We start from the raw sequence: 20,474 nt of genomic DNA on the forward strand, positions 1-20,474 counted from the left end.
ACAGCTCTCTGCGAAGCCGTAAGGCGAAGTATAGGGGGTGACACCTGCCCGGTGCTGGAAGGTTAAGGAGAGGGGTTAGCGTAAGCGAAGCTCTGAACTGAAGCCCCAGTAAACGGCGGCCGTAACTATAACGGTCCTAAGGTAGCGAAATTCCTTGTCGGGTAAGTTCCGACCCGCACGAAAGGTGTAACGATTTGGGCACTGTCTCAACCAGAGACTCGGTGAAATTATAGTACCTGTGAAGATGCAGGTTACCCGCGACAGGACGGAAAGACCCCGTGGAGCTTTACTGTAGCCTGATATTGAATTTTGGTACAGTTTGTACAGGATAGGCGGGAGCCATTGAAACCGGAGCGCTAGCTTCGGTGGAGGCGCTGGTGGGATACCGCCCTGACTGTATTGAAATTCTAACCTACGGGTCTTATCGACCCGGGAGACAGTGTCAGGTGGGCAGTTTGACTGGGGCGGTCGCCTCCTAAAGTGTAACGGAGGCGCCCAAAGGTTCCCTCAGAATGGTTGGAAATCATTCGTAGAGTGCAAAGGCATAAGGGAGCTTGACTGCGAGACCTACAAGTCGAGCAGGGACGAAAGTCGGGCTTAGTGATCCGGTGGTTCCGCATGGAAGGGCCATCGCTCAACGGATAAAAGCTACCCCGGGGATAACAGGCTTATCTCCCCCAAGAGTCCACATCGACGGGGAGGTTTGGCACCTCGATGTCGGCTCATCGCATCCTGGGGCTGTAGTCGGTCCCAAGGGTTGGGCTGTTCGCCCATTAAAGCGGTACGCGAGCTGGGTTCAGAACGTCGTGAGACAGTTCGGTCCCTATCCGTCGTGGGCGTAGGAAATTTGAGAGGAGCTGTCCTTAGTACGAGAGGACCGGGATGGACGCACCGCTGGTGTACCAGTTGTTCTGCCAAGGGCATAGCTGGGTAGCTATGTGCGGAAGGGATAAGTGCTGAAAGCATCTAAGCATGAAGCCCCCCTCAAGATGAGATTTCCCATAGCGTAAGCTAGTAAGATCCCTGAAAGATGATCAGGTTGATAGGTTCGAGGTGGAAGCATGGTGACATGTGGAGCTGACGAATACTAATAGATCGAGGACTTAACCATATAATATGTAGCAATGTTATCTAGTTTTGAAGGAATATGCCTTCAATAGTTTGGTGATGATGGCAGAGAGGTCACACCCGTTCCCATACCGAACACGGAAGTTAAGCTCTCTAGCGCCGATGGTAGTTGGGACCTTGTCCCTGTGAGAGTAGGACGTTGCCAGGCAAATATTATTCCGCAGTAGCTCAGCGGTAGAGCTATCGGCTGTTAACCGATCGGTCGTAGGTTCGATTCCTACCTGCGGAGCCATTGGAGAGCTGTCCGAGTTGGCCGAAGGAGCACGATTGGAAATCGTGTATACGTCACAAGCGTATCAAGGGTTCGAATCCCTTGCTCTCCGCCATAGGATTTATAATATTTGGCCCGTTGGTCAAGTGGTTAAGACACCGCCCTTTCACGGCGGTAACACGGGTTCGAATCCCGTACGGGTCACCACTTTGGAGGATTAGCTCAGCTGGGAGAGCACCTGCCTTACAAGCAGGGGGTCGGCGGTTCGATCCCGTCATCCTCCACCATATAAATTTTATATAAATAGTATTATCGCGGGGTGGAGCAGCACGGTAGCTCGTCGGGCTCATAACCCGAAGGTCGCAGGTTCAAATCCTGTCCCCGCAACCAAATGGTCCCGTGGTGTAGTGGTTAACATGCCTGCCTGTCACGCAGGAGATCGCCGGTTCGACCCCGGTCGGGACCGCCATTTATGTTGGCTCGGTAGCTCAGTCGGTAGAGCAGAGGACTGAAAATCCTCGTGTCGGCGGTTCGATTCCGTCCCGAGCCACCATTTTTTTATGCCGGCTTAGCTCAATTGGTAGAGCAACTGACTTGTAATCAGTAGGTTGGGGGTTCAAGTCCTCTAGCCGGCATCATTTAGGGGCATAGTTTAAAGGTAGAACTGAGGTCTCCAAAACCTCCAGTGTGGGTTCGATTCCTACTGCCCCTGTAAAGTATATGGGCCTATAGCTCAGCTGGTTAGAGCGCACGCCTGATAAGCGTGAGGTCGATGGTTCGAGTCCATTTAGGCCCACCATATATTATTCCGCAGTAGCTCAGTGGTAGAGCTATCGGCTGTTAACCGATCGGTCGTAGGTTCGAGTCCTACCTGCGGAGCCATGGCCCGTTGGTCAAGTGGTTAAGACACCGCCCTTTCACGGCGGTAACACGGGTTCGAATCCCGTACGGGTCATACAAAAAAGAGTCAGCATTATGCTGGCTCTTTTTTATTTTGTTAATCCTTTTTATTACGTTACTTTCCAGAAATAAATAAAGGGATTTTGGAAAAGCTATGGTATGTATAAAAAGGAGGAAATAAATAATGACACGAGTTAGAGACTTAATGAGTACCCATATTGTACATTGTACACCGCTAGACAATGTATATGAGGCAGCTGTTAAAATGAAGGAAGAATCAGTTGGATTAATCCCAGTTGTTGAAAATGAGCAAGTTGTTGGGCTTGTTACTGATCGAGATTTAGTCGTTCGAGGGATTGCTGAAAAACATCCTGGATCTAATAAAATTACAAATGTGATGACAACAAATATTATCTCAGTTTCTCCAAATGATTCTATTGAAAAAGCTACAGAGCTAATGGCACAACATCAAATTAGACGATTACCAGTAGTTGATAGTGGTCAACTTATTGGCATGTTAGCACTAGGAGATTTAGCTATAAGGGAATCAGCAGATGATCAAGCTGGATTTGCCTTGAGCGAAATCTCAGAGCATACAGAGTAAATTGAAACTTTCATTAACCGAGAGTCTGATGGTCACTCATAAAGAGCTAAATTATATATAAAGTTCAGATACATTATTCTAGCATATATGGATTAAACTAATATGTTAGCGTGATGTATCTGAGACATTATATAATAAGTATGTGGTTAATAATTTCGACAGTTTTTTAAAATTTGTTATTCTTCATTTTTAATAAGAGAAAAGATGATATACTGATAGATATAAGTATTATGAGAGATTTTGAATATAACAATATTAATTTTTAGTGGCGCGATAATAAATTAATATTTCCTACATAGATGAAAAGGGAAGGGGAATTATATGAAGGCTGTACAGGGCGATCCAAATTGGAATTTGGTTACAGATACATATATAGAACCAAATAATTTCGCTGAATTATTTTCTTTGCTTGTACCTTGTCACCCAAAAGGTGAGGGGAAAGAACGAACTATATTAGTATGGAAAGAGAAAGAATTTTATAAAGAAGAAAATTTAGCGTCATTTATCGTATATGGCATGAATAAAGCAAAGAAATTACCGCAGTTTCATAAAGATGAAATTCCAACTTTAGTGCGTATTCTTCGCTTATGCCAAGAGATTGGTTGGTATGAAGAGGCAAATGATTTTATGATAGCGCAAGGATTAGCTGAGTTTGTTCATACTTCATTGGAATATGAAACATGGGATCTTTTGACGCAATCAGTTGCTTTAAATTATTTAATTATTAAATATCGTATAGGTGAATTGACAGATAGGGATATTGAAATTTGGGATAGAGTTAAATTTAATGAGAAGTGTATAACCGATTGTAAACATTTATTATCTCATAAAGAAGTATTGGAATTTACATTCTTTTATATGTGCAAGAGAGCGAAATCATTATCAAAAGAGCAATTAAATAGTGATATGATGAGTTTAGCGATGTATTGTAATACTTTTGTATATGATTTGTATACACATGATTTATTACGGAAATATCGTAAGTGTACAGATTTCCTATCATATTATGGACCTAGTCAGGCAGTTTTAGCATGTCAAAGAGCTGTATTATCTCAAATTTCCGATCGCTTAGACCCATTAAAGACAACGCATGTAGATGATTATTTATATGTGATGAAAGAAATGATGGAGCATATGACGATAGGAGTAATGGATCGATACGGTCATTTTATTGGAAAGCTACTATCTTATGTGCCATTTTTCGAAATGATACAAGTTCCACAGCATGCATATTATTGTGAAGAATTACTGTATATTTGTAAGGGCATTGAATATAAAGAAGAAATACTACGCAATTATATATTTATACAATTACATGATTGTTTACCATCATTCTTTAGGCTATTTCTTAAAAATAAGCGTTACGCAACGATTCATGATATTCTTTTCTATTGGTGCGATGACGAACAACGAATGAGTTTAGAGAAAAAATATAATCTGAGCTTTATTTATGAAAAATATGCTTGTGGATAAACAATATTTTCGATATGAAAAATTCATATAAATTAAAAAGGATCTCCAGTTTATGTGAGATCCTTTTTTGTTAGTAAAACAAGGAGAAAGTGATTAAGACAAGAAAAAGCATTCCATATAGGAGGAGTTGTGCAGTATAACTTCCTTGTATACCAAAAAAAGTATTGGTTTTCTTATACAAATTCAATATGTATTTTATTGGAGTATCTTTGAAAGATTGGTACACAGTGTCTCCTCTTTCTAAGCTTCTTGTTTTTGTTTTTGGTTATAAGGGACATTAATATATCTAGCTACAAATAATAAAACAGCCATAAAGAATACTGGAAATACAGTAGATAAATAAAAGCCATTACTAATTATATTTGTTATGAGAGCACTTAAAAGAAAAATAGCATTATAAATATGGGCAATTTTTTGTTTTAGTTGCACTTGAAATGATTCCATCATAATTTCTAATGCAACAAAAGCAATAATAATAGATAAAAATACAATGTTTGTATTGTAAATGATTAAACAACAGATTAAACCTAAAAAGGCTACGTATTCAATTATAAGAGGTATATTGCGTGGCATACAATTTACCTAACTAAATATGGCAGTGGATTTACTGCATTTGTTTTTTCAAAATTCCATTCTCCATTATGTAATTCAAAATGAAGATGTTGCCCGTATGAATGACCTGTGTTTCCCATATGACCTATTAATTGTCCAGTTTGTACTTGATCACCAGCTTGTACAGTGCGATCCTTCATATGAGCATAAACAGTTGTATATAATTTCCCATTGATTTGATGCGCAATGAAAACAACATTGCCATAGCTAGCTGAATAATAAGATTTCACAACTTTACCTGCAGCAGCAGCTTGGATAGAGACGTTTCCTGGAGCGGCAATATCTATACCATAATGCATTTGTTCCCAGCGTATATCAAAGGTTGAGCTAATTCTTCCTTGAGCGGGGAATTTGAAAGCAGCTGGAATTGATGAAGGCTGATCTGTTTTAGCTTGTGGTTGATTTTGTACTACATAGTGTTTTGCTACATATCCGTATCCTGTGCCAAAACGAATTTTATACCAAGTTCCTACAGTTTCTACTACTTGTACTTGTGTACCGTTTTGTAATGAACCGAGTAGAGCGCTACTTGTACTAGCGTTGCTACGTACATTTAGATTAGGTGTTGCAACGGTATATTTTGTATTATTTTGAACGGTGATTCCTTTTACTAAGGGTTGTGAACCATTAGAGATGAATGCTTTTTGTACGTAACCTGTTTGGCCATTATGTGAGATTTTATACCATTCGCCTTGATCTTCTTGAACGGTAATAAACTTGCCATTTGGTAATACATCTAAAATGGAAGATTCTAAATTAGGTTCAGAGCGAACGTTTAATGCATTAGCATTAACGATGTATTGATCATTAGATTGAAGTTTGTTTTTTAGTAAAATAGCATCTTTTTGTACATAACCTACTTTATTATGAACAGATACTTTATACCAACCATTAGTTGTTTCAAGGATGTTCACTTTTGTATTAAAGCGAATTGTATCAATTGATGTGCTTTTTACGTTATTTTCTGTATGTAATGCTACTTGATCGACTTTGACATACCCAGTTTTAATATTAGATAATTGTTCAGCGTTTGCTTTTTGTACATTTGTTTCACCCATAGAAGGAAGTAAAGAAGCAATCGCTACAGTAGTTGCTGTTAAAGCAGTAGCTTTCATATTCATGGAATAGAGACCTCCTCTAGTTGTATAGTTGTAATTTTATTATAGTATAAAGATATAATATAGTGGGTGTATTCACATAAATGTAATATGAAATCAATATAAAAATAAATTTTTTGAGGATAATGATTCCTTTTTATACAATTAATTGGTGTTTTATTTTCTAAAATAGAATGTATGTATTGTATAACTTCGATATTATGTTGATAATTAAGAAAATTAAAAAAGTTGATGATGTCTTATTACGGTGTTATACTGACAGTGATAATTTTATAGTTTGCTAGGAGAGCTGGTGTTGCCAGCTGAGAGTAAGACCTTAAGTCTTTGATCCTTTTTATTACCTGATCTAGATTATGCTAGCGTAGGGAAGCAATTCGGACACTAATAATGAGTCCCCGTTTCTTTGCGTATAGAAACGGGGCTTTTTTATTTGAAAATTTCATATTGAAACCACTAGGGGTGCTTGTTGTGCTGAGAGAGGAATAATCCTTAACCCTTATAACACCTGATCTAGGTAATACTAGCGAAGGGAAGTGGAACAACGAATAAATTATAATTTTATTGGCTGTAACCACTTCTTATATAGAGAAGTGGTTTTTTATTTATATACACATACTGGAAGGGGATAGAGAAATGAAATTTTGCGATAGATTATTAGAAACTGTACAACCAGTTTGGGAGATGAGTCATAATCATCCATTTGTAGTAGGTATGGGGGATGGTACGTTAGAAAAAGATAAGTTTCAGTATTACATTATTCAAGATTATTTATACTTGTTAGATTATGCAAAGTTATATGCTATCGGTGTTGTAAAGGCAACGAATCCACAAGTTATGGGGAAATTTGCTGAACAAATTGATGGAATATTAAATGGAGAAATGACAATCCATAAACAGTATGCAAAAAGACTTGGAATTTCTATAGAGGAGATAGAGTCTGCAAAGCCATCTGCTAAAAATTTAGCTTATACAAATTACATGATGTCTGTATCTCAAAATGGCACACTTGCAGAATTAATAGCAGCACTTCTTCCGTGTATGTGGAGCTATTGGGAGATTGGAAAGCGTTTAAATGATATTCCGGGAGCAAGGGATCATGAATTCTTTGGTGAGTGGATTCAAGGATATAGTTCTGAAGAATACGGCAACCTCTGTATTTGGTTAATAGATTTATTAAATGAAATGGCAGTTGGAAAGTCTGAAAAAGAGCTTGACCGATTAGAGGAGATTTTCCTATATTCCAGTCGATTTGAATATTTATTCTGGGATATGTCCTATCGTAAGGAGATGTGGGGATTTGAGGAGCAAGAACATACTACAATTTCATAATGTTTGTTTTCATTATGATGAGAAACCAATCATCAATGAATTAAATGCTTCTATACAAGATAAAGAGTTTGTAAGTATTATCGGACCGAGTGGATGTGGGAAAAGTACTTTATTTCGCCTTATTACAGGTTTAGAAGAAGTAAGTACTGGTCAGATAGAGCTGATAGAAACAAAGAGCCATCCTGTAGGGTATATGCCTCAAAAAGATATGCTCTTGCCGTGGAGAACGATTATTGAGAATGCTGCTTTGCCATTAGAATGCCAAGGCGTGCCGAAGAAAGAAGCACAAAAAGGCAAAGGAACTATTGCATAAATTTGGTTTACAAGGGTATGAGACAAAATATCCGAAAGATTTATCTGGGGGTATGAGACAACGTGTATCTTTTATTCGAACTTTATTAACAGGCGGGGAGATATTGTTATTAGATGAGCCGTTTAGCGCGTTGGATGCTTTAACGAAGGCATCTTTGCAAGAATGGCTGTTTGAACAATGGAAAGAGTGGGAAAAAACAATTTTATTTATTACTCATGATGTGGAAGAAGCATTGTTTCTTTCTAATCGAATTTTAGTAGTGGAGCAGCAGCCGATAACTACTTTGACTGAGCGGATAGTGCCGCTTGATCATAACAGAACACGAAAAGATTTATATAAACCGGAAGTATTGGCGCTGAAAGATGAGCTTCTTAGTATGTTACAAAGGCAGGTACTCGTATGATGAACTGGTTGAAGGAGCTATTACCTGCTCTTACACTTTCTAGTATCTTACTTGCCCTTTGGGAAGTAGGAGCAATAATTGTAGATGAAATGTACATTTTACCGTCACCGTCTGCAATTGTAATGAAGATATGGAAACTAAAAGATATATTATTTACGGTTCATTTGCCGGCAACATTATATGTCGTTTTAATAGGTGTGGCAATTTCTATCGTACTTGGGGTAGGGCTAGCGATGTTAATGAATGCGAGTACATGGATGGAGAGAGCATTTTATCCATTATTAGTCGCTTCACAAACGATTCCTATTACAGCGCTTGCTCCGCTCTTCGTTTTATGGTTTGGATATACGATTTGGAGTAAAGTCGTTGTTACGGTTTTAATTACGTTTTTCCCGATTGCGGTCAATACGTATGATGGACTACGCAGTACGAAAAAAGAATGGGAAGAGCTTTTAGTTACATACGGGGCAACGAAAAAAGATGTTTTTCTTAAATTAAAATTGCCGTCTGCTCTTCCTTATTTTTTCTCAGCTTTAAAAATCGCAGTTCCGCTTAGTGTAATTGGGGCAGCAATTGGTGAATGGCTCGGTGCACAAGCTGGGCTAGGATATTTCAGTAAAAGAATGATGACGCAGTTAGACGGAGCAGGTGTATTTGCACCCATTGTATTGTTATCGTTATTAGCTATTTTCTTCGTCATACTTATTTCGATATTAGAAAAGAAATTCATTAGTTGGAGGAAGCATTCATGAAATTATTAAAACGCATCTTTGTGTTTACATTATTAGTTGCAATGATTGCTGGATGTTCTAGTAATTCAGCATCAGATAAGAGTAAAAAAGAAAAAGAAATAACGGTCATGCTTGATTGGTACCCAAATGCGGTACATAGCTTTATTTATGCAGCAATTGAAAAAGGCTACTTTAAAGAAGAAGGTGTAAAGGTGAATATTAAATTCCCTTCCAATCCGACTGACCCATTAACTTTAGCAGCTGCAGGAAAAGTAACGGTTGGCCTATATTATCAACCAGATGTTGTTATGGCAAAAGCAAACGAACAAATTCCAGTGAAATCAATTGGAGCTGTCGTACGTTCCCCATTAAATCATGTTGTATCACTGAAGTCAGCAGGCATTCAATCGCCAAAAGATTTAGAGGGGAAAACAGTGGGATATTCTGGAACACCTTTAAGTGAGATGTATTTAAAAACGATGGTAAAAGAAGCTGGTGGTAATCCAGATACAGTGAAAGTAGTCGATGTTGGCTTTGATTTAGTACCAGCATTAATTACGAAAAAAGTGGATGCGGTAACAGGGGCATACATTAACCATGAAGTACCTGTTATGCGTCATGAAGGTCATGAACCAGCGTACTTTAATCCAGCAGATTATGGTGTACCGAATTATCATGAGCTTGTATTTGTAACAGGTGATAAAACGTTGAAAAAAGATAAAGAAGCGTTGCAAGCCTTCTTACGTGGTACGAAAAAAGGCTATGATTTCATGAAGAAAAATCCAGATGAAGCATTAAATATTTTATTAAATCATCAAGAAAAAGAAAACTTCCCACTTGTGCCAGAAGTTGAAAAGGAAAGTATGAAAATTTTATTAGAGAAGATGGAAACGAAAGATGAGCCATTCTTATCAGATTCAAAAGAGTCTTGGGAGAAACAAAATAAGTGGCTGAAGGACAAAGGAATGACAAAAGAAACCGTCCCAGCCGATGAACTATTCGAAAATATTTTAAAGTAGGCGAATGAATATGAAAAATGAGCTCCACGTAATCTCAAATGGCCATATGCCATTCGAAGAGTTAGTGAATGTAGCGATGCAAATTGAGAGTGAGATTGATTATTTGCATATTCGTGAGCGTGAGAAGAGTACAAAGGAATTATATGAAGGTGTGGAAATTCTGTTAATGGAGGGCTTTCCGGCTTCTAAAATTGTCATAAACGATCGAATTGATATTGCAATTTTATTAAATATTCCTCGTGTTCAACTAGGATATCGAAGCACAGATGTAAAGTCAGTGAAAGAAAAGTTTTCTTATTTGCATGTCGGTTATTCTGTGCATTCGCTAGATGAAGCGATAGTAGCATTTAAAAATGGAGCGGATTCACTCGTTTATGGCCATGTATTTCCGACAGATTGTAAAAAAGGTGTGCCAGCGAGAGGGCTTGAAGAAATTTCGGACATTGCAAGGAGCTTATCGATACCAATTATAGCTATTGGAGGGATTACTCCTGAGAATACAAAGGATATTCTGGCAAGTGAAGTAAGTGGAATTGCTGTTATGTCTGGAATTTTAAGTAGTAGTAACCCGTATAGCAAAGCGAAGTCTTATAAGGAATCAATAAGAAAGTGGGCGGGAAAACATGTGTGAGAAGTATGATGTAGCGATTATTGGTGGTGGTGTAATTGGTAGTTCAGTTGCACATTTTCTAGCAGAAAGAGGACATAAAGTAGCGATTGTAGAAAAGCAAAGAATTGCATCGGAAGCTTCGAAAGCAGCTGCTGGTTTACTTGGTGTTCAAGCAGAATGGGATGCGTATGATCCGCTATTTGAACTTGCTAGAGAAAGCCGAGCTATATTTCCACAACTTGCAGCAGTTTTACGTGAAAAGACGGGTATTGATATTGGATATGAAGAAAAAGGAATTTATCGTATTGCTCAAAATGCAGATGAGAAGGAAAGAATTCTTCACATTATGGATTGGCAGCAGAAAACAGGTGAAGATTCTTATTTTCTAACGGGAGACCATGTGCGGGAAAAAGAGCCATATCTATCCGAATCTATTATAGGAGCAGTATATTATCCGAAAGACGGTCATGTTATTGCACCAGAGCTTACGAAAGCATTTGCACATTCTGCGACAATTTCCGGTGCGGATATATATGAGCAAACAGAAGTATTTGATATCCGTATTGAAAATAATAAAGTGACTGGAGTTATTACAAGTGAAGGTATTGTCACATGTGAGAAAGTCGTTATTGCAGGAGGTTCATGGAGTACGCAGTTACTCAGTTATTTTCACCGTGATTGGGGTACATATCCAGTTAAAGGAGAAGTGGTTGCGGTAAAAAGTAGAAAACAACTTTTAAAAGCACCTATTTTTCAAGAAAGATTTTACATTACTCCAAAGCGCGGTGGACGTTACGTAATTGGGGCAACAATGAAGCCACATACGTTCAATAAAACTGTGCAGCCAGAAAGTATAACTTCTATATTAGAGCGTGCTTATACAATATTGCCAGCTTTAAAAGAAGCAGAATGGGAAAGCACGTGGGCAGGATTACGACCACAATCGAATCATGAAGCTCCTTATATGGGAGAGCATGAAGAAATAAAAGGTTTATATGCTTGCACGGGCCATTATCGAAACGGTATTTTATTAAGTCCTGTTTCTGGCCAATATATGGCTGATTTAATAGAAGGAAAGCAAGAGAATCATTTGCTAGATTCGTTGCTTTCTAAAACGGTTTAGAAAGGGGATGGAAGTTTGAATTTGAAAATTAATGGTAATCAAATTGAAGTGCCAGAGAGTGTAAAAACAGTAGCCGAGCTACTTATACATTTAGAGCTAGATAACAGAATTGTTGTAGTAGAGCGTAATAAAGATATTTTACAAAAAGATGATCATACAGATACATCTGTTTTTGATGGAGACCAAATTGAGATTGTAACTTTCGTAGGAGGCGGTTGATTATGTTAAACATTGGACCATTTTCATTTCATTCTAGACTTTTATTAGGAACAGGTAAATTCCCTGATTTTGACGTGCAGCAAAAGGCAATTGACGTTTCTCAAGCTGAAATTTTAACGTTTGCAGTACGTCGTATGGATATCTTTGATGCAAAGCAACCTAATTTATTAGAGAAACTTGATGTGAAAAAATATACGTTATTACCAAATACAGCAGGGGCAAAAAACGCTGAAGAGGCTGTTCGTATTGCAAAATTAGCAAAAGCCTCTGGGCTTTGTGACATGATAAAGGTAGAAGTTATTGGTGATGATAGAACGTTATTACCTGATCCGGTAGAAACGTTAAAGGCATCTGAAATGTTACTAGAAGAAGGATTTATCGTACTTCCGTATACATCTGATGATGTTGTATTAGCACGTAAATTACAAGAGCTTGGCGTGCATGCGATTATGCCAGGAGCATCACCAATCGGTTCAGGGCTTGGTATTGTAAATCCATTAAATTTGAACTTCATTATTGAACAAGCGACAGTACCAGTTATCGTTGATGCCGGTATTGGTAGTCCAGCTGATGCGGCATTTGCAATGGAATTAGGAGCGGATGGTGTGTTATTAAATACGGCTGTGTCAGGAGCAAAAGATCCTATTAAAATGGCACAAGCAATGAAATTAAGTATTGAGGCAGGACGTTTAGGCTTTGAAGCAGGTCGTATTGCACGTAAGCGTTGTGCAACTGCAAGTAGTCCTTTAGAAGGAATGAGCGTAGTTGAATAATCGATATTCTCGCCAAGAACTATTTTCTCCAATTGGAGAAGAAGGACAGCAAAAGATAAGAGAAAAGCATGTGCTTATTATCGGTGCAGGTGCATTAGGTAGTGCAAATGCAGAGATGTTTGTAAGAGCAGGTGTTGGCAAGATAACAATTGTTGACCGTGATTATGTAGATTGGAGTAATTTACAAAGACAACAATTGTATGCAGAGAGCGACGTAAAGAATAATCTTCCAAAAGCTATAGCGGCTAAAAAACGTTTAGAAGAGATCAATAGTGATGTAACAATAGAAGCTCTCGTTCAAGATGTAACAGCTGAAGAGCTAGAAGAACTTGTTACAAATGTTGATGTAATTATTGATGCGACTGATAATTTTGAAACACGCTTTATTGTGAATGATATAGCACAAAAATATTCTATTCCATGGATTTACGGTGCATGTGTAGGTAGTTACGGTCTTTCTTACACAATCCTTCCTAGTAAAACACCATGTTTATCATGTTTATTACAGTCGATTCCGCTTGGCGGGGCAACATGTGATACAGCGGGTATTATATCACCTGCTGTATCTCTCGTCGTTTCTCATCAAGTAACAGAAGCTCTTAAACTGTTAGTAGAAGATTACGAATCACTGCGAGATGGACTTGTGTCATTTGATGTATGGAAGAATGAATATTCATGTATGAATGTGCAAAAGCTTCGTAAACACAATTGTCCTTCGTGCGGAGAGAATGCGATATACCCGTATTTAAATAAAGAAAACACATCGAAAACAGCAGTTTTATGCGGGAGAAATACAGTTCAAATTAGACCACCTCATAAAGAGGAAATAGATTTTGAAAGATATAAAGAGCTGCTGAATGATCGTGTGCAGGATTTAAATGTAAATCCATATTTATTATCATTTTCTGTGGAAGAAAAGAGATTAGTTGCTTTTAAAGATGGTCGTGTACTTGTACATGGAACGAAAGATATAAGCGAAGCAAAAACAATTTATCATCGCTATTTTGGATAGAAAAGGATGAGTGGGATGAAAATAAATAAAGCTTTAACAATTGCAGGATCTGATAGTGGCGGCGGTGCCGGCATTCAAGCAGATTTAAAAACATTCCAAGAGCTTGGTGTGTATGGAATGACGGCTATTACGGCAATTACTGCTCAAAACACGCTTGGCGTTCAAGGGGTATATCCAGTTTCGTTAGAAGGTATTACGGAACAGTTGAATTCAATTGGTACGGATTTAACACCAGATGCTGTGAAACTAGGAATGTTATTTAGCAGCGAAGTTATTCAAATTGTAGCAGAACATATTAATAAATTTGGCTGGAATAATATTGTACTAGATCCTGTTATGATTGCTAAGGGCGGTGCATCATTATTACAACAAGAAGCAGTGCAAGCATTAAAAGAATATTTATTACCAGTAGCAACTGTTATAACACCGAATGTCCCAGAAGCAGAAGTGTTAACTGGGATGGAGATTCATAATGTTGAAGATAGTAAGGAAGCTGCAAAAGTATTGCACGAATTAGGTGCTAAATATGTGCTTATGAAGGGCGGACATGCAGAATATCAAGGTAATGAAGTAATTGATTTCCTCTTTGATGGAGAAAAATTTATTGAGTTTAGAAGCGAGCGAATTCCTTCAAAGCAAACGCACGGAAGTGGGTGTACATTTGCTTCAGCGGTTACAGCAGGACTTGCGAAAGGATACTCAATTGAAGATGCTGTTCAAGAAGCAAAACGATTTATTAGTATAGCAATTGAAGAGCCATTGAATATTGGTAGTGGTCATGGACCGACGAATCATTTTGCATATAAAGTGAATAGAACGCGTGCATAGGTAAGTGAAAAGCCAGTTTTATAACTGGCTTTTTTTCTGTTTACTTTTTCAAAATACAGGAGTAATATATCAGCCAGAATACATTTTTTTGTAAACGCTGAGTCCAATTATATGGAGCGGAGGAACCAATTTGTGCAGTGTCACTCGGGGTGAATCTTTCAAGTTTGAAAGTAGGGCTACTCTCAAAGTCCGAATCCGACAGCTAACTTCGTAAGCGTCTTGAGAGAGGACGGTGCCATGATGGATACATCACTTCATCGATCTGATTAGTATAGGGGAATATCAATTTATGTTTGATTTCTTTTATACTAAGGAGGATGAGGTACATGGAACTAACACTTATTTGTGTTGGAGAAGAAAGTAAGGTAGATAGTTTAAGAGATCTAGTATCATTTCAACATGAGTTAATTATTTTTACAGCAAATGAAGAGATAGCGGCTGAAGTTAGGAATTGTGGGTTTGATTGGACTTATAGCTGCAGTAAGGAGCAGGACTTTACTAGTATTTTTGAGTGTATTAAGAAGGTGATTTTACTAGGGGATGAGCTTCCAATCGTTAGTTTTTTCACAGAACACATTCGCTTTTCTTTTCAAGCACCTATTACTGTTGTTACAAGGAATAAACGATATCCAGCGAGGCTCTATGAAACAATTGGAGCTAAGTTTGTCGTGTTTACAAATTGTGATAATATTTCTTTTTTATTTTTTGAATAGGGCGGGGGAAGAAATGATGAAGGTACTATTACTTGGAGATATAGCAAATCGTTGGGCAGTATCGGTAGAGCGAGTTCAAGAATTGGTTAAGATCGATCCCCTTTTTCCAGGGCCGTATATTATATTACCATCAAAAGATGCTTTGTATTTAGAGGTGGATATTACCGAGTATGAGCAGCTACATGCAGAATTGACACAAGTTTATATTCGTGGGAGAAATTTACGTGCATTTTTACGAGGAGAATAAAGGTTGAATAAAAAAGAGCGAATGCTGAGTGCAACAAGCTATGCACTTCATCTCATTCGCTCTTTTTATTTCATATCTAAAAGGTCATTTTTAAGAAAAGAGAAGAGAAATAAAGAAAATAGATGAAATAATAATAATAATCTTCAATGTAAGCGTTTAAATGGATTTAAATATTATTATTTTCAGTAATTTAACCCTTTACAAGTGAAATATAGAGGAGTATATTTACTCTCATAAATCATTCATAAAATTTCCAAAAAAACCTAAAATCGCTGAGTTCCAGAAATGGAGCGGGGGAACCAATTTTGTGCATCGTCACTTGGGGTGAATCTTTCAGTTTTGAAAGTAGGGCTACTCTTTAGGCCCGAATCCGACAGCTAACCTCGTAAGCGTTTAGAGAGGAGGTTTACTTTTTGTTGTTCATTTTTTGAACACTGAGTAGAGCTCAGTGTTCTTTTTTAATATTCAAATGGTAAATTTTAACAAAAAATAAAGCGAGGGATAGCTATGTTAGATGTTGTAATGGTCGGGATTTTTATTTTATTAGTTGCATCAATGGCAAGTCTTGCAAGTTGGTCAGATAAAGTTGTGAAAGAAGGAAAGCAATCATGATGATTGTCTTATCGGTTATTGTCGCAGCAATTACAGTGTATTTAGTGTATGCATTATTAAATCCAGAGAAGTTTTAATTAGGGGGAATCATTCATTATGATTTGGGTTGCAGTCATTATTACAATGCTCTTGTTTATTTTAGTAGCAAAGCCAATGGGGATTTATTTAGAAAAAGCTTTTCAAGGTAGCAAAATGCTAGATAAAGTATTCGGGCCTTTTGAAAAACTTATTTTTAAAATTACGGGTGTAAAAGAATACAATCAAACGTGGAAACAGTACGCATTATCATTAGTTTTACTCAACGGATTTATGATTGTTATTGTATATTTCATTTTCAGATTACAAGGTGTGTTGCCGCTAAATCCAGCGCATATTGAAGGGATGGAGCCTACGCTCGCTTTTAATACAGCGATTAGTTTTATGGCTGATACAAACTTACAGCATTATAGCGGTGAAAATGGTTTATCCTATTTATCACAATTAATCGGGATTACATTTTTAATGTTTGCGGCACCAGCAACGACATTGGCGCTCGTTATGGCTTTTATAAGAGGACTTGCTGGAAAAGAACTTGGTAACTTTTTCGTTGATTTTACGAGAGCGTTAACGAGAGTGTTTCTTCCTATCGCATTTATTGCGGCACTAGTTTTTGTCGCACTTGGCGTACCGCAAACGTTAGATGGAGCGGTTACAGCACAAACGATTGATGGGGCAAAACAAAGTATATTACGTGGACCTGTTGCATCATTCGTTTCCATTAAGGAACTTGGAAATAACGGCGGTGGATTTTTCGGAGCAAACTCTACGCATCCTTTTGAAAATCCAGGACAAATGAGTAATATTTTGCAAATGATGCTTATGATGTTATTACCAACAGCACTTCCATTTACGTACGGACGAATGGTAGGAAATAAAAAACAAGGTCGCATCCTTTTCGTTTCACTTTTTATGGTGTTTTTACTAGGATTTATAACAATTACGACATCTGAACTAAACGGGAATCCGGCATTAAATGGAATGGGTATCGAACATGTACAAGGAGGTACAGAAGGGAAAGAAGTACGATTTGGAACAGTATTTTCTTCACTATACGCAACGGTAACGACAGCTGCTGAAACAGGCGCCGTTAATACGATGCATGATACGTTAACACCAATTGGCGGTTTAGTTCCACTTGTAAATATGATGTTAAACACAGTATATGGCGGCGTTGGAGCAGGTTTTGTAAATATTATTATGTATGCAATTATTGCAGTGTTTATATCTGGGTTAATGGTTGGACGGACACCAGAGTTTTTAGGTAAAAAGATTGAAGGTAAGGAAATGAAATTAATTGCGGTCACGATTTTATTTCATCCATTGCTCATTTTAGGCTTTTCGGCATTAGCTCTTTCAACAAATTTAGGGACGGATGCTATTTCTCATTCCGGTTTCCACGGTTTAACGCAAGTTGTATATGAATATACATCGTCAGCTGCGAATAACGGATCTGGATTTGAAGGATTAGGAGATAATACACCGTTTTGGAATATTACGACTGGTTTAGTTATGTTTTTAGGACGTTACTTCAGTTTAATTACGATGCTAGCTGTGGCAGCTTCGTTGAAAGAAAAAACGGTAGTGCCAGAAACAGTCGGAACGTTCCGTACAGATAATAGTTTATTTGGTGGTATCTTTATCGGAACAATTGTAATTGTTGGTGCATTAACATTCTTCCCGATGTTAGTACTCGGACCAATTGCAGAATTTCTTACATTGAAGTAATGGAGGGTAAATGATGAGACCGGTAGTAGTAAAAGAAAAACAATTAAATGAGTCACAAATACATGCTGTAGAAGATGAAGTTAGACAAGCGAAAACGATGGATCGTGATATCGTAACACATGCTATGAAGCAATCCATTGCGAAATTGAATCCGAAAGTCATGATAAAGAATCCGATTATGTTCGTTGTGGAAATTGGATTTATCATTACGTTCATTTTATCTTTTCTTCCAAGTAGTTCTAGTAGTATACCAGGTTGGTTTAATATAACAGTTTCTCTCATTCTATTATTTACAGTTTTATTTGCGAATTTTGCAGAAGCATTAGCAGAAGGTCGTGGTAAAGCGCAAGCCGATTCTTTAAAGCAGTCGAAGAAAGATGTGTTTGCAAATGTTGTAAAAGAAAATGGAGACATTGTCCAAGTTTCAGCAACTGATCTTACAAAAGGTGACGTTGTTATCGTAAAACAAGGAGAAATGATTCCAAGTGATGGTGAAGTAATCAAAGGGTTAGCATCTGTAGATGAATCTGCAATTACAGGGGAATCAGCTCCTGTTATAAAAGAAGCAGGCGGTGATTTTTGTTCCGTAACAGGTGGAACGATGGTCGTAAGTGATGAAATTACAATTGTCATTACGAGTAATCCTGGTGAATCATTTATCGACAAAATGATTTCTTTAGTAGAAGGAGCTGCTCGTCAAAAAACGCCGAATGAGATTGCTTTAAATACAGTATTAACGAGCTTAACTCTTATTTTCTTGATCGTCGTTGTGACGTTGCCGATTTTTACAAATTATTTAGGTTTTCAAATTGATACTGCTGTGCTAGTTGCATTATTAGTTTGTTTAATTCCAACGACAATTGGTGGGCTATTATCGGCAATTGGTATTGCTGGGATGGACCGGGTAACAAAATTTAACGTGTTAGCGATGTCAGGGAAAGCAGTAGAAGCTGCGGGCGATATTAATACAATTATTTTAGATAAAACAGGTACGATTACTTTTGGGAACCGAATGGCTCATACATTATTACCTGTAGGAAATGAAACGATTGAGCAAGTTGGAAAGTGGGCTGCTATTAGTTCTGTTTTAGATGAAACACCAGAAGGCCGATCTGTTATCGAGTATGTGCAGGGAAAATCTATATCATATAATAGAGAACTTGCAGAACAAGGTGAGTTTGTTCCGTTTAAAGCAGAAACGAGAATGAGTGGTGTTGATTTACAAGACGGAACGAAAGTGAGAAAAGGTGCTGTAGGTGCCGTTATTGAATGGGTTGAGTCACAAGGCGGAACAATTCCGAAAGATGTAAATCAAAAAGCAGACTTAATTTCAAAAGAGGGCGGAACACCACTTGTAGTTGCAGTAGATAATCGTATTTATGGCTTAATTTATTTAAAGGATACAGTAAAACCGGGTATGCGTGATCGTTTTGAACAGTTGCGCCAAATGGGGATTAAAACGGTTATGTGTACAGGTGATAATCCGTTAACAGCAGCAACGATTGCAAAAGAAGCAGGAGTAGATGAATTCGTTGCCGAGTGTAAACCAGAAGATAAGATTGCTGTTATTAAAGCAGAGCAAGATAAAGGGAAACTTGTAGCGATGACAGGTGATGGTACAAATGATGCGCCGGCATTAGCACAGGCGGACGTTGGATTAGCGATGAATAGTGGTACGACAGCAGCGAAAGAAGCGGCGAACATGATTGATCTAGACTCGAATCCGACGAAAATTATTGAGGTTGTAGGAATCGGTAAGCAATTGTTAATGACGCGAGGTGCGTTAACGACGTTTAGTATTGCGAATGATATAGCGAAATATTTTGCAATCATTCCAGCAATGTTTACACTTGCGATTCCGCAAATGGAGGCATTGAACATTATGAAATTAACATCACCACTGTCAGCGATTTTATCAGCATTAATATTTAACGCTGTTATTATTCCATTACTCATTCCGTTAGCGATGAAAGGTATTGCATATAAACCGATGAGTTCTAATGCATTGCTTAGCCGAAACTTACTTATTTATGGGCTTGGCGGAGTTATCGTTCCGTTCATTGGAATTAAGGTAATTGATATGATTGTCGGCTTGTTTATATAAGGAAGAGGGGAAAAAGATGGAGAAGAAACAAAGTATACTATCACCAATTATCCGTATTACTTTTACATTTCTAGTGTTGTGTGGACTTGTATACCCACTTATTGTTACTGGTATTGCACAAGCAGTGATGAAGGATAATGCGGATGGAAGTCTAATATATAATGATAAAAATGAAGTGATTGGTTCTAAATTAATTGGTCAAAACTTCACGGATCCACGTTATTTTCAAGGGCGTGTTTCTAGTATTGAATATAAGGCTGAAGCATCTGGTTCAAATAACTATGCACCATCTAATCCAGATTTAGCAAAACGGGTAGAGAAAAGTATTGAAGAGTGGAAGAAACAAAATCCAACTGTTCCAGTTACAGAAGTGCCGATGGATTTAGTAACGAATTCAGGTTCAGGGCTAGATCCTGATATTAGTCCGAAGGGGGCGTCCGTACAGGTAGAGCGCATCTCGAAATTAACGAGAATCCCGAAAGAAACGCTGGATCAGTTGATTAAAGATCAAACAGAAGGTGCAGCACTTGGTTTATTTGGAGAAGATCGAGTGAACGTCTTAAAGCTAAATTTGGCATTACAGAAATTAATGAAATAGTAACAGTGCTACCTCAATCTAATGGATTGA

The 20,474-nt window shown here is 37.8% G+C and carries 20 protein-coding genes, 12 tRNA genes, 2 rRNA genes, 1 pseudogene and 4 riboswitches (1 of these 39 running past the window's edge); of the genes and pseudogenes, 33 read left to right on the forward strand and 2 right to left on the reverse strand.

Annotated elements, in window-relative coordinates:
* The 16 genes from F3I02_RS31650 to F3I02_RS31725 all read left to right on the forward strand — a co-directional run.
* Positions 1-1,111: ribosomal RNA gene (locus F3I02_RS31650) — 23S ribosomal RNA — on the forward strand; it begins 1,812 nt to the left of the window's first position.
* Between the two features lie 49 nt (positions 1,112-1,160).
* Positions 1,161-1,276, forward strand: a 5S ribosomal RNA gene (gene rrf, locus F3I02_RS31655).
* 9 nt (positions 1,277-1,285) lie between these two features.
* Positions 1,286-1,360: transfer RNA gene (locus F3I02_RS31660), tRNA-Asn, on the forward strand.
* A 2-nt stretch (positions 1,361-1,362) separates the two neighbouring features.
* Positions 1,363-1,454 (forward strand) — tRNA-Ser (locus F3I02_RS31665).
* 17 nt (positions 1,455-1,471) lie between these two features.
* Positions 1,472-1,546: transfer RNA gene (locus F3I02_RS31670), tRNA-Glu, on the forward strand.
* 4 nt (positions 1,547-1,550) lie between these two features.
* Positions 1,551-1,626, forward strand: a tRNA-Val gene (locus tag F3I02_RS31675).
* A gap of 26 nt (positions 1,627-1,652) precedes the next feature.
* Positions 1,653-1,729 (forward strand) — tRNA-Met (locus F3I02_RS31680).
* A gap of 3 nt (positions 1,730-1,732) precedes the next feature.
* A tRNA-Asp gene (locus F3I02_RS31685) sits at positions 1,733-1,808 on the forward strand.
* Positions 1,809-1,816: 8 nt separating this feature from the next.
* A tRNA-Phe gene (locus tag F3I02_RS31690) sits at positions 1,817-1,892 on the forward strand.
* Positions 1,893-1,901: 9 nt separating this feature from the next.
* Positions 1,902-1,974, forward strand: a tRNA-Thr gene (locus F3I02_RS31695).
* Between the two features lie 6 nt (positions 1,975-1,980).
* Positions 1,981-2,051, forward strand: a tRNA-Trp gene (locus tag F3I02_RS31700).
* Positions 2,052-2,061: 10 nt separating this feature from the next.
* Positions 2,062-2,138, forward strand: a tRNA-Ile gene (locus tag F3I02_RS31705).
* Positions 2,139-2,146: 8 nt separating this feature from the next.
* Positions 2,147-2,221, forward strand: a tRNA-Asn gene (locus F3I02_RS31710).
* Position 2,222: 1 nt separating this feature from the next.
* Positions 2,223-2,294: transfer RNA gene (locus F3I02_RS31715), tRNA-Glu, on the forward strand.
* A gap of 129 nt (positions 2,295-2,423) precedes the next feature.
* Positions 2,424-2,843, forward strand: coding sequence for a CBS domain-containing protein (locus F3I02_RS31720; RefSeq protein ID WP_000199010.1), 420 nt, complete (start codon positions 2,424-2,426; stop codon positions 2,841-2,843).
* A gap of 321 nt (positions 2,844-3,164) precedes the next feature.
* Positions 3,165-4,316, forward strand: a complete 1,152-nt coding sequence (locus F3I02_RS31725) for a DUF3965 domain-containing protein (protein ID WP_046946538.1) — start codon at positions 3,165-3,167, stop codon at positions 4,314-4,316.
* Between the two features lie 240 nt (positions 4,317-4,556).
* On the opposite strand, the gene F3I02_RS31730 is transcribed toward F3I02_RS31725, so the two are convergent.
* Together F3I02_RS31730 and F3I02_RS31735 are read right to left on the reverse strand one after the other, a co-directional pair.
* On the reverse strand, positions 4,557-4,889 hold the full coding sequence (locus F3I02_RS31730; RefSeq protein WP_001137823.1) for a hypothetical protein: 333 nt from the start codon (positions 4,887-4,889) through the stop codon (positions 4,557-4,559).
* Between the two features lie 5 nt (positions 4,890-4,894).
* Positions 4,895-6,049: an SH3 domain-containing protein gene (locus F3I02_RS31735; RefSeq protein ID WP_001056039.1), complete on the reverse strand. Its 1,155-nt coding sequence runs from the start codon at positions 6,047-6,049 to the stop codon at positions 4,895-4,897.
* Positions 6,050-6,318: 269 nt separating this feature from the next.
* A riboswitch (TPP riboswitch) is annotated at positions 6,319-6,431 on the forward strand.
* A gap of 60 nt (positions 6,432-6,491) precedes the next feature.
* Positions 6,492-6,595, forward strand: a riboswitch (TPP riboswitch).
* Between the two features lie 84 nt (positions 6,596-6,679).
* On the opposite strand from F3I02_RS31735, the gene tenA reads away from it, so the two are divergent.
* From tenA to kdpC, 17 genes and pseudogenes are all read left to right on the forward strand, one after another.
* Positions 6,680-7,375, forward strand: a complete 696-nt coding sequence (gene tenA, locus F3I02_RS31740) for a thiaminase II (protein ID WP_000666825.1) — start codon at positions 6,680-6,682, stop codon at positions 7,373-7,375.
* Positions 7,344-8,091: pseudogene (locus F3I02_RS31745) on the forward strand (ABC transporter ATP-binding protein). Before tenA ends, F3I02_RS31745 begins: the two are co-directional and overlap by 32 nt.
* Positions 8,091-8,843: an ABC transporter permease gene (locus F3I02_RS31750; protein ID WP_196478796.1), complete on the forward strand. Its 753-nt coding sequence runs from the start codon at positions 8,091-8,093 to the stop codon at positions 8,841-8,843. The pseudogene F3I02_RS31745 and the gene F3I02_RS31750 overlap by 1 nt, the downstream one beginning before the upstream one ends.
* Entirely contained in the window at positions 8,840-9,841 is a 1,002-nt protein-coding gene (locus F3I02_RS31755) for an ABC transporter substrate-binding protein (protein WP_000771336.1), read from the forward strand. The genes F3I02_RS31750 and F3I02_RS31755 overlap by 4 nt, the downstream gene beginning before the upstream one ends.
* A 10-nt stretch (positions 9,842-9,851) precedes the next feature.
* A complete protein-coding gene (tenI, locus tag F3I02_RS31760) occupies positions 9,852-10,472 on the forward strand; it encodes a thiazole tautomerase TenI (RefSeq protein WP_074594517.1) in 621 nt (206 codons plus the stop codon).
* Positions 10,465-11,574, forward strand: a complete 1,110-nt coding sequence (gene thiO / locus F3I02_RS31765; RefSeq protein ID WP_000333300.1) for a glycine oxidase ThiO — start codon at positions 10,465-10,467, stop codon at positions 11,572-11,574. The genes tenI and thiO overlap by 8 nt, the downstream gene beginning before the upstream one ends.
* Before the next feature lie 15 nt (positions 11,575-11,589).
* Positions 11,590-11,793 (forward strand): sulfur carrier protein ThiS, encoded by a 204-nt coding sequence (gene thiS / locus F3I02_RS31770; protein WP_001049504.1) that lies wholly within the window; start codon positions 11,590-11,592, stop codon positions 11,791-11,793.
* 2 nt (positions 11,794-11,795) lie between these two features.
* The gene (gene thiG / locus F3I02_RS31775) at positions 11,796-12,566 is read left to right on the forward strand and encodes a thiazole synthase (RefSeq protein ID WP_196478774.1); all 771 of its coding nucleotides are present in this window, start codon (positions 11,796-11,798) and stop codon (positions 12,564-12,566) included.
* Positions 12,559-13,578: a thiazole biosynthesis adenylyltransferase ThiF gene (gene thiF / locus F3I02_RS31780; protein WP_074594513.1), complete on the forward strand. Its 1,020-nt coding sequence runs from the start codon at positions 12,559-12,561 to the stop codon at positions 13,576-13,578. The genes thiG and thiF overlap by 8 nt, the downstream gene beginning before the upstream one ends.
* A gap of 6 nt (positions 13,579-13,584) precedes the next feature.
* Complete coding sequence (thiD, locus tag F3I02_RS31785; protein WP_003300058.1) at positions 13,585-14,406, forward strand: bifunctional hydroxymethylpyrimidine kinase/phosphomethylpyrimidine kinase; 822 nt, start codon at positions 13,585-13,587, stop codon at positions 14,404-14,406.
* A gap of 85 nt (positions 14,407-14,491) precedes the next feature.
* Positions 14,492-14,639: riboswitch (cyclic di-AMP (ydaO/yuaA leader) on the forward strand.
* Positions 14,640-14,732: 93 nt separating this feature from the next.
* Positions 14,733-15,119 (forward strand): hypothetical protein, encoded by a 387-nt coding sequence (locus F3I02_RS31790; protein ID WP_000424070.1) that lies wholly within the window; start codon positions 14,733-14,735, stop codon positions 15,117-15,119.
* A gap of 13 nt (positions 15,120-15,132) precedes the next feature.
* On the forward strand, positions 15,133-15,366 hold the full coding sequence (locus tag F3I02_RS31795) for a hypothetical protein (RefSeq protein ID WP_002163849.1): 234 nt from the start codon (positions 15,133-15,135) through the stop codon (positions 15,364-15,366).
* 260 nt (positions 15,367-15,626) lie between these two features.
* Positions 15,627-15,772: riboswitch (cyclic di-AMP (ydaO/yuaA leader) on the forward strand.
* 101 nt (positions 15,773-15,873) lie between these two features.
* Positions 15,874-15,978 carry a SipW-dependent-type signal peptide-containing protein gene (locus F3I02_RS31800; RefSeq protein ID WP_000887894.1) on the forward strand — a complete coding sequence of 35 codons (105 nt, stop codon included), beginning with the start codon at positions 15,874-15,876 and terminating at the stop codon, positions 15,976-15,978.
* Positions 15,978-16,055 (forward strand): K(+)-transporting ATPase subunit F, encoded by a 78-nt coding sequence (kdpF, locus tag F3I02_RS31805; protein WP_223153441.1) that lies wholly within the window; start codon positions 15,978-15,980, stop codon positions 16,053-16,055. The genes F3I02_RS31800 and kdpF overlap by 1 nt, the downstream gene beginning before the upstream one ends.
* A gap of 19 nt (positions 16,056-16,074) precedes the next feature.
* Entirely contained in the window at positions 16,075-17,742 is a 1,668-nt protein-coding gene (gene kdpA, locus F3I02_RS31810; protein ID WP_196478775.1) for a potassium-transporting ATPase subunit KdpA, read from the forward strand.
* A gap of 13 nt (positions 17,743-17,755) precedes the next feature.
* A complete protein-coding gene (gene kdpB / locus F3I02_RS31815; protein WP_001247995.1) occupies positions 17,756-19,846 on the forward strand; it encodes a potassium-transporting ATPase subunit KdpB in 2,091 nt (696 codons plus the stop codon).
* A 16-nt stretch (positions 19,847-19,862) separates the two neighbouring features.
* A complete protein-coding gene (gene kdpC / locus F3I02_RS31820; RefSeq protein WP_046946542.1) occupies positions 19,863-20,444 on the forward strand; it encodes a K(+)-transporting ATPase subunit C in 582 nt (193 codons plus the stop codon).
* Positions 20,445-20,474 lie beyond the last annotated feature (30 nt).

The organism is Bacillus sp. SRB3LM (genome assembly GCF_015712745.1).
In the GTDB taxonomy this organism is placed as follows: Bacteria; Bacillota; Bacilli; order Bacillales; family Bacillaceae_G; genus Bacillus_A; species Bacillus_A thuringiensis_K.

Coding starts and splice junctions, on each gene's coding strand:
- F3I02_RS31720 (WP_000199010.1), top strand. CDS start 2,424: ATGACACGAGTTAGAGACTTAATGAGTACCCATATTGTACATTGTACA.
- F3I02_RS31725 (WP_046946538.1), top strand. CDS start 3,165: ATGAAGGCTGTACAGGGCGATCCAAATTGGAATTTGGTTACAGATACA.
- F3I02_RS31730 (WP_001137823.1), bottom strand. CDS start 4,889: ATGCCACGCAATATACCTCTTATAATTGAATACGTAGCCTTTTTAGGT.
- F3I02_RS31735 (WP_001056039.1), bottom strand. CDS start 6,049: ATGAATATGAAAGCTACTGCTTTAACAGCAACTACTGTAGCGATTGCT.
- tenA (WP_000666825.1), top strand. CDS start 6,680: ATGAAATTTTGCGATAGATTATTAGAAACTGTACAACCAGTTTGGGAG.
- F3I02_RS31750 (WP_196478796.1), top strand. CDS start 8,091: ATGAACTGGTTGAAGGAGCTATTACCTGCTCTTACACTTTCTAGTATC.
- F3I02_RS31755 (WP_000771336.1), top strand. CDS start 8,840: ATGAAATTATTAAAACGCATCTTTGTGTTTACATTATTAGTTGCAATG.
- tenI (WP_074594517.1), top strand. CDS start 9,852: ATGAAAAATGAGCTCCACGTAATCTCAAATGGCCATATGCCATTCGAA.
- thiO (WP_000333300.1), top strand. CDS start 10,465: ATGTGTGAGAAGTATGATGTAGCGATTATTGGTGGTGGTGTAATTGGT.
- thiG (WP_196478774.1), top strand. CDS start 11,796: ATGTTAAACATTGGACCATTTTCATTTCATTCTAGACTTTTATTAGGA.
- thiD (WP_003300058.1), top strand. CDS start 13,585: ATGAGTGGGATGAAAATAAATAAAGCTTTAACAATTGCAGGATCTGAT.
- F3I02_RS31790 (WP_000424070.1), top strand. CDS start 14,733: ATGGAACTAACACTTATTTGTGTTGGAGAAGAAAGTAAGGTAGATAGT.
- F3I02_RS31795 (WP_002163849.1), top strand. CDS start 15,133: ATGATGAAGGTACTATTACTTGGAGATATAGCAAATCGTTGGGCAGTA.
- F3I02_RS31800 (WP_000887894.1), top strand. CDS start 15,874: ATGTTAGATGTTGTAATGGTCGGGATTTTTATTTTATTAGTTGCATCA.
- kdpF (WP_223153441.1), top strand. CDS start 15,978: ATGATTGTCTTATCGGTTATTGTCGCAGCAATTACAGTGTATTTAGTG.
- kdpA (WP_196478775.1), top strand. CDS start 16,075: ATGATTTGGGTTGCAGTCATTATTACAATGCTCTTGTTTATTTTAGTA.
- kdpB (WP_001247995.1), top strand. CDS start 17,756: ATGAGACCGGTAGTAGTAAAAGAAAAACAATTAAATGAGTCACAAATA.
- kdpC (WP_046946542.1), top strand. CDS start 19,863: ATGGAGAAGAAACAAAGTATACTATCACCAATTATCCGTATTACTTTT.